The organism is Flavobacterium sp. UGB4466 (assembly GCF_903469665.1).
Lineage (GTDB): Bacteria > Bacteroidota > Bacteroidia > Flavobacteriales > Flavobacteriaceae > Flavobacterium > Flavobacterium lipolyticum.
Genome location: NZ_CAGKLC010000138.1, coordinates 1 through 8,311, shown reverse-complemented (window position 1 = coordinate 8,311; position 8,311 = coordinate 1). Strand labels below are relative to the sequence as shown.

Annotated in this window: 7 protein-coding genes; 3 read left to right on the top strand and 4 right to left on the bottom strand. The window is 34.7% G+C overall.

The features are described from left to right. Positions 1-209: 209 nt before the first annotated feature. From JO950_RS20120 to JO950_RS20110, 3 genes are all read right to left on the bottom strand, one after another. On the bottom strand, positions 210-965 hold the full coding sequence (locus JO950_RS20120) for a hypothetical protein (protein WP_202704235.1): 756 nt from the start codon (positions 963-965) through the stop codon (positions 210-212). A 459-nt stretch (positions 966-1,424) separates the two neighbouring features. After that, entirely contained in the window at positions 1,425-2,465 is a 1,041-nt protein-coding gene (locus JO950_RS20115) for a PLP-dependent cysteine synthase family protein (RefSeq protein WP_202704234.1), read from the bottom strand. 70 nt (positions 2,466-2,535) lie between these two features. Continuing rightward, positions 2,536-4,671 carry a S9 family peptidase gene (locus JO950_RS20110; protein WP_202704233.1) on the bottom strand — a complete coding sequence of 712 codons (2,136 nt, stop codon included), beginning with the start codon at positions 4,669-4,671 and terminating at the stop codon, positions 2,536-2,538. A gap of 67 nt (positions 4,672-4,738) precedes the next feature. Between JO950_RS20110 and JO950_RS20105 the strand changes: the two genes are divergently transcribed. Further along, positions 4,739-5,059, top strand: coding sequence for a YbaB/EbfC family nucleoid-associated protein (locus tag JO950_RS20105; RefSeq protein ID WP_017498214.1), 321 nt, complete (start codon positions 4,739-4,741; stop codon positions 5,057-5,059). A 145-nt stretch (positions 5,060-5,204) separates the two neighbouring features. On the opposite strand, the gene JO950_RS20100 is transcribed toward JO950_RS20105, so the two are convergent. After that, positions 5,205-6,224, bottom strand: coding sequence for a low specificity L-threonine aldolase (locus tag JO950_RS20100; RefSeq protein WP_202704232.1), 1,020 nt, complete (start codon positions 6,222-6,224; stop codon positions 5,205-5,207). A 151-nt stretch (positions 6,225-6,375) separates the two neighbouring features. On the opposite strand from JO950_RS20100, the gene prfB reads away from it, so the two are divergent. Both prfB and msrB read left to right on the top strand, forming a co-directional pair. Then, a protein-coding gene (gene prfB, locus JO950_RS20095) for a peptide chain release factor 2 (protein ID WP_202704231.1) occupies positions 6,376-7,474 on the top strand; the annotation gives its coding sequence in 2 pieces (ribosomal slippage) (positions 6,376-6,438 and positions 6,440-7,474; 1,098 coding nt in all). Between the two features lie 153 nt (positions 7,475-7,627). Continuing rightward, positions 7,628-8,074 carry a peptide-methionine (R)-S-oxide reductase MsrB gene (gene msrB / locus JO950_RS20090; protein WP_202704230.1) on the top strand — a complete coding sequence of 149 codons (447 nt, stop codon included), beginning with the start codon at positions 7,628-7,630 and terminating at the stop codon, positions 8,072-8,074. The last annotated feature ends 237 nt before the right edge of the window (positions 8,075-8,311 follow it).

The window sequence follows — 8,311 nt, the reverse complement described above, 5'->3', positions numbered from 1 at the left end:
ATATTTATTAATTTTAAAAGCAAAAAAAAATCTCCCCTCGCGCTTTAAAGTATTCAATTATCTCACTAAAAAAATGAATAAAAACTCATAATACTAACATTATTTTTTACTTACACATTTCCAAGATAGTATCTCAAAAACAACTCCTCTACATACATCAAAAGCTCTGCCCCCCCAGAGCTTTTTTTATTCAAAAAACAACAAATCAATCAATTCTCTTTAATCACTTTTTTCTCTGTATAGTTAATCCCTAGTCCCCCGGCAATGTAAACTTTAATCAATTCCTCCGTATTGATCTTTATATTTTGATGAAGAACATTTCCTTTCACTTTTTTACTATCAAAAGGGATCATTTTAGATAAATAATAATCCCCGCTTGAGATTGTAATCATAAGGCCTTCACCGTTTTTAGAAACCAGGGACGTAATCGAAAAATCACCAGTTTTTGGGTTTATTTTCATAGGAGGCTGTGAATCATTGATACTAAGGATTAAATTCGGATAGATCTTGCCGTTTAAAGGCCTGTTTGTTTTTGCATCTAACAACTTCCCTTTGATGGTTATCGAAATTTCTTCCTGAATGGTTTGACTAATGGCTATTTTACCCAAAATATTACTTTTAGGTACTGATTCATTTATTTCAGTTTGAACCGGAGTTTTTTCCTGTCCTGTAACATTTGATGCTAATAGAATTGAAGCTGCTACTGCCGCATACTTCAGATTATTCATTTTAGAAGTCTCCTGGTGTACAAACTCCTCCTCTAACTGTGTTGTTCTTAATCGGGCACAAATGTTCTGATCTTTATTATTGGCGATGAACCGGGCCACTTCAGTATTCGTTTTTCGACTTAAATCAATTACATTCTTTGCACATGAATTACAAAACGAGCCTTGTGAATTAGGAATCATATTATCAAAATTTTCAGAACAAGGGTCGGCTATTTCTAAAGTGAATTTCTTTTTCATACGATACTATTTTTAGTTCAAATCGTTCAAAGACGATTATACTTCTATAGAGTGTATTTTAGATGAAAAGGTTGGGAAGACCCCAAATAAAAATCTCACTCTATCTTGCTATCGGTTTCAAAAAATAGATTTTGATTCAAATTATCTGTTATATTTACAAAAAAAATAAAACCATGAAAACATCAAAATACACCAGATATGCAATAATCCTTTTGGTTATTGTATTCGTTGTCCTAAGTGTGCTAAGCTAAAATGATAATCATCTGAAAAAAATCTACTTTAAGCTGACACGTATTCTATAACCGGTAACCTCAATCATGTTACCGGTTTAGTTTTATATTGGACCTGTTTAAAAACAGAGAATCGTTTAAAATTGATCGCTTCCAAAAAGTTCAGATGTAAAAAAAACTCCATCCGTAAAACGAATGGAGTTGTATAGTATAAAAGCAGTTTAAAGTACTACTTCACAAATTCAATTTTTTGAACTTCTTCTTCATTAACACTGTCAAAAAAGCCTTGTTCGTTCATCCAGTCATCGCTGAATACTTTGCTCATATAACGAGAACCGTGATCCGGGAAAATCGCAATAATATTACTGTCTTTTGTAAATTCTCCTTCTTCAGCATACTGCTTAATGGCCTGCATTACAGCTCCTGAAGTATATCCAACAAATAGCCCTTCCTTTCTGGTAATCTCTCTTGCAGAGTGAGCACTTTCTTCATCCGTCACTTTCATGAACTTATCGATGATATCAAAATCTGTAGCCGAAGGAATTAAATTTTTACCTAAACCTTCTATGCGGTACGGATAAATCTCTTTGTTGTCGAATTCTTTCGTTTCGTGGTATTTTTTTAATACTGATCCAAAAGCATCAACACCTAAAATTCTGATATTTGGATTTTTCTCTTTTAAGAATTTTGCAGTTCCTGAGATCGTTCCTCCTGTTCCGCTGCAGGCAATAAGATGCGTAATTTTTCCTTTGGTCTGTTCCCAGATTTCTGGTCCGGTAGAGTTGTAATGCGCATCAATATTCAACTGATTAAAGTATTGATTAATGTATACAGAACCTTTTGTTTCTTCGTGTAAACGTTTCGCTACATTATAGTATGATCTTTCATCATCTGCTGAAACGTGAGCCGGGCATACATAAACTTTAGCCCCTAAACTCCTCAACATGTCAATTTTATCTTTCGATGACTTTGAACTTACTGCCAAAATACAATTATAACCTTTTATAATGCTTACCATAGCCAAACTAAAACCTGTATTACCGGATGTCGTTTCGATTATGGTATCACCTGGCGACAGAATACCTCTTTTTTCGGCCTCTTCAAGAATGTATAACGCTATTCTATCTTTTGAGGAATGTCCTGGATTAAAAGCTTCTACCTTTGCGTAGAAATTGCCTTCTAACTCTTCGGTGATTTTATTTAGTTTAATAAGGGGGGTATTGCCTATTAATTCTAAAACATTATTATAAGCGTTTATTTCTTCTTTCATAAAAAAATAGTTAATCAAAGGCATTTTAAAATAACCTTGATAGGTTGCAAATTTAACAAAAAAAATCTAATTAGCTTTTAATTTTTTCTAAATCTAATAAAAAACTAAATTCCTTTGCTAAGTCTTTTAAAGCCTCAAAACGTCCCGAAGCCCCACCATGTCCGGCATCCATATTGGTGTCTAAAAACAATAAATTGTTATTTGTTTTTAAGTTTCTCAATTTGGCAACCCATTTGGCAGGTTCCCAATATTGCACCTGCGAATCATGCAATCCGGTAGAAACATACATATTAGGATAATTTTGAGCTTTTACATTATCATACGGCGAGTACGATAACATATAATCGTAATATTTTTTATTATTGGGATTTCCCCATTCATCATATTCTCCTGTGGTCAACGGAATACTGTCGTCCAGCATTGTGGTAATAACATCTACAAAAGGCACCTGAGCGATTATTCCGTTATACAGTTCCGGTGCTTCATTTGAGATAACTCCCATTAAAAGTCCTCCGGCTGATCCTCCTTCTGCATACAAATGTTTAGAAGAAGTAAATTTTTCGTTAATTACAAATTTAGAGCAATCGATGAAATCTGTAAAGGTATTTTTCTTTTTTAACAGTTTTCCATCTTCATACCATTGTCTGCCTAAATCTTCTCCTCCTCTGATATGAGCAATTGCATAAACAAAACCACGATCCAGTAATGAAAGTCTTGTAGAAGAAAAATAAGTATCCATTGTGATTCCGTAAGAACCATAAGCATAAAGAAGTAACGGATTTTTACCGTTTTTTTCCAATCCTTTTCTGTAAATCATCGAAATAGGCACTTTAACACCATCTCTGGCTGTCGCCCAAACACGCTCTTCGATATAATTTTCTTTATCAAATTTCCCTCCTAAAACCTCTTGCTCTTTTAAAACTTCTTTGGTTTTTGTCTTCATATTGAAATCGATCACAGAAGATGGCGTTGCCAAAGATTGGTAACTGTAACGCAAAATATCCGTATCAAAATCAACATTTGTTGTGGTGTAGGCGTTATACGTTTCGCTGCCAAAAGGCAAATAATAATCGGGTTCACCATTCCACGGCATAATGCGAATGTGATTCAAACCATTTGAGCGTTCTTCCACCACTAAATAGTTCTTAAAAATTTCAATATCTTCCAATAAAACATCTTCACGATGCGGAATAAGATCTACCCAATTCCTCTTTCCTGTTTTATTTTCAGGAGTTTTCATCAGTTTGAAGTTAGTTGCCTTGTCTTTATTAGTCAAAATATAAAACGAATCTTCATAATGCGAAATACTGTACTCCAGCCCGCGAACACGGGTCTGAAACACTTCAAACTCCCCATCCGGGTTATCAGAATTCAAAATTCTGTATTCTGTAGTTAAGGTACTTCCGGAACCAATTACGATATATTTTCTTGATTTCTCTTTACTGACAGAAACATTAAAGGTATCGTCAGTTTCATTAAAAACCAAAACATCCTCTGTAGCAACTGTATGTAATTTGTGTCTAAAAATTTTATCCGCTCTTAAAGTTACCTGGTCTTGTTTGGTATAAAAAACAGTTTTATTATCATTGGCCCAAACCGATCCTCCAGTTGCATTTTCGATTTTATCGGGTAAAATTTCTCCCGTTTCTAAGTTTTTAAACTGAATCGTGTAAATTCTTCTTCCTACAATATCAACTCCGAAACTTGCCAATTTATTATCAGGGCTAATACTTAAACCTCCTAATTTAAAATAAGCATGTCCTTTTGCCAGTTCATTACAATTGAATAAAATTTCTTCAGCTGCTGAAAGGCTGCCTTTTTTTCTGGCAAAAATCGGATAATCCTGACCTGTCTCAAAACGGGTGATGTAATAATATCCGTTGTAAAAATAAGGAACAGAGGAATCATCTTCTTTAATTCTTCCTTTCATTTCTTCATACAAATCTTCCTGAAGCCCTTTTGTATGCGAAGTCATACTCTGGTAATAGGCATTTTCCTGATTCAGATAATCAATTACCTCAGGATTTTCGCGATCATTTAACCAGAAATAATTATCGACTCTGGTTTCTTTATGTTTTTTTAGTGATTTTGGAACTTCTTTGGCTATTGGGGCCACTATATCGTTTTGCATTGATTGAGCATTAGTTTTTAAATACGAAGCAGCAAAAATACTATAAACACAACAGAACCAAATTAATTTTTTCATAAAATATATATTGCTTTGATACAGCAATATACTAATTTTGTACGGAATAATTTAAAAATCAACAAAAATGGATTTAATGGGAATGATGGGTAAACTTAAAGAAACCCAGCAAAAAATTGAAGATACAAAAAAACGTTTAGACACCGTTTTGATTGATGAACAAAGCGCTGACGGATTATTAAAAATAACATTAACAGCCAATAGAAAAGTAAAATCAATCAGTATTGATGATTCTTTATTGGAAGATAAAGAACAACTTGAAGACTACCTTATTGTAACTCTGAATAAAGCAATAGAAAAAGCAACAAGCGTAAACGAAAGAGAATTGGATGCCGTTGCCAAAATGGATATGCCAATGATTCCGGGAATGGATAATCTTTTTAAATAAAAGCACTAAGACACTAAGGTTCTGAGATACTAAGTAACCAAGGTTGGATTTTAAATGCTAGTTGTAAAAAAAATGCTGTCCCTTTAGGACGGCATTTTTTTTTAATACTTTTTCACTCAGAACCTCAGAACCTTAGTCCCTTTCATCAGAATTTCTGCAACGTCTCAATTACATAAGTATGCATTACTTCTTTGTAATCTAAATGTGTGACAATTCTAAGCTTATTATGTCCCATCGAGCTTATTAAGATATTTTTTTGTTTTAGCTTTTCAATCAAAAGCTGATCACTATATCCTTCTGCCAAAGAAAAAATCAAAATATTCGTCTCTACAGGCTCTATTGCTGAAACCCAAGATTTTGTACTTAATACAGCCGCAATTTCTTTAGCTCTTCTGTGATCTTCTGCCAATCTTTCAATATTATGTGCCAAAGCGAACAATCCCGCTGCTGCTAAATATCCTACCTGACGCATCCCTCCACCAAGTATCTTCCTTATTCTCAACGCTCTACGAATATCTTCTTTCGTTCCAAGCAGCACAGAACCTATTGGAGCGCCTAATCCTTTAGACAGACAAACCGATATTGTATCGAAAATTGCTCCAAATTCTTTTGGGTTTTGTCTTTTAGCCACCAATGCATTCCAAATTCTGGCTCCATCCAAATGGAATTTCAGATTATTAGCATCACAAACTTTTTTTATCTCTCTTAAATCTTCCAATTCATAACAAGCCCCACCTCCTTTATTGGTGGTATTCTCTACACAAACCAAACTGGTTAATGGACTGTGATAAAACTCAGGATCATTGATTGCCGCAGCAACCTGACTGGCATTTATCATCCCTCTGTGTCCGTCTAACAAACAACAGGATACACCGCTGTTGAACGAAACTCCTCCTCCTTCATAATGATAAACATGAGCATATTTATCTGCAATCAATTGTTCTCCGGGCTGTGTATGTAATTTAATTGCGGCTTGATTTGCCATAGTTCCAGACGGAAAAAAAAGCCCGGCTTCCATACCAAAAAACTCAGCAACTCTAGTCTCTAATTCGATAACTGTAGGATCTTGCCTGTATACGTCATCCCCAACATGAGCATTAAACATATACTGCAACATTTCATATGTTGGTTTAGTAATGGTATCGCTAATTAAATTTATTTCCATATTCTAAAAACTATATCTTATTTTTGTACAGCAAAATTACGTATTACTGTTAGTTAATTTTGGTAAGTTTCAGTAAATTTTAACTTCCCGATAACGATAGAACCAAATTAACGTAATATTTGTAAAAAACATATAAAACTACTATTAATTTATGACAACGACCGAACAAATAAAAGGTATTGTGGAGCGCCTTGGTGCGTTGAGGAGGTATCTTTGACGTTGATGCCAAACTAATCGAAATTGCGAACGAGGAAGAAAAAACTTTTGCACCTGATTTTTGGAACAATGCAAAAGAAGCCGAAGCTATTGTAAAAAACCTTCGAAACAAGAAAAAATGGATCGAAGATTACAACAAAGCAATCGAACTTACTGATGAATTGCAACTTGCGTATGATTTTTATAAAGAAGGCGAACTTTCTGCAGCAGAGTTAGACGAACATTACAACACCACTCAGGCTCATATTGAAAACATCGAATTTAAAAACATGCTTTCGGATGAAGGAGACAGTTTAAGTGCCGTAGTACAAATTACAGCCGGAGCCGGAGGAACTGAAAGTTGTGACTGGGCCGGAATGCTGATGCGTATGTACATGATGTGGGGAGAAAGTTACGGTTACAAAATCAAAGAACTTAACTTTCAGGAAGGTGATGTAGCCGGAATTAAAACTGTAACTTTAGAATTCGAAGGAGATTATTCTTTCGGTTATCTAAAAGGCGAAAACGGAGTGCATCGTTTGGTGCGAATCTCTCCTTTTGACAGTAATGCCAAACGTCATACTTCGTTTGTATCTGTTTATGTGTACCCGCTTGTTGACGATAGTATCGAAATTGACATTAATCCTGCCGATATCGAAATTACAACTTCCCGTTCCAGTGGTGCCGGAGGGCAAAACGTAAATAAGGTCGAAACCAAAGTGCAGTTAGTACACAAACCAACCGGAATTCAGATTCAATGTTCTGAAACAAGATCTCAACAGGACAACAGACAACGTGCTATGCAGATGTTACGTTCTCAATTGTACGAAATTGAGTTAAAAAAACAACAAGCACAACGTGCCGATATCGAAGCCGGAAAAATGAAAATCGAATGGGGTTCACAAATACGTAATTACGTAATGCAACCTTATAAATTAGTAAAAGACGTTCGTACAGGCTATGAAACCAGTGATGTTGATGGCGTTATGAATGGAAATATAGATCCGTTCCTAAAAGCCTACTTAATGATGATGGGACAGAAAGAGGAAGAATAAATTAGTAATCAGTATCCGGTCGCAGTTTGCAGTCGCAGTAAACTGAATACCGAGACTGAATACTGAGACTGACAACTGACGACTGAGACTGACGACTGACGACTGAAAACTTAAAACTGACGACTGACGACTGAAAACTTAAAAAATATAGTTATGATAAAATGGGCAGATGTAATTCATTTTACAAATAAAGGAAATCCGATACCGGAAAAAAGAGTAGAAAAAACGGAGGAAGAATGGCAACAGCTTTTAACTCCTGAAGAATTTCAGGTAACCCGATTAAAAGGTACCGAAAGATCCTTCAGTTCTGAACTTTGCAGTTTGTTTGACCCCGGAATTTACGAATGTAAATGCTGTGGAACTTTATTATTTGATGCTTCTGAGAAGTTTGAGTCAGGAACAGGATGGCCCTCATTTACTCAGCCTTTAAAAGAAAATGCAATTGCATACCATGCTGACAAATCATACGGAATGATTCGGGTTGAAGTCGTTTGCAATACCTGTGATGCCCATTTAGGGCATGTTTTTCCAGACGGTCCCGAACCAAGTGGCCTGCGATATTGTATTAATGCTGTTTCTCTTTCTAAATTAAAAAATTAAAAAAATTAAAAATCGATTCCTTTAACAAAGCGAATCGATTTTTTTTTATTACATGCTTTTTTTTAAATAAATTTGTATTACATTTGTAAACTACTACTTATCAATAAATTAATTATTGATTTTCCAATTCAAATCGAATTCCCCCTTATTCGTATCAAAAAACAAGAGTACTAACTTGAATACAAACTAAAAGACTATTAACAAATAAACCCTTAAACTGTTAATATTGTAATATTT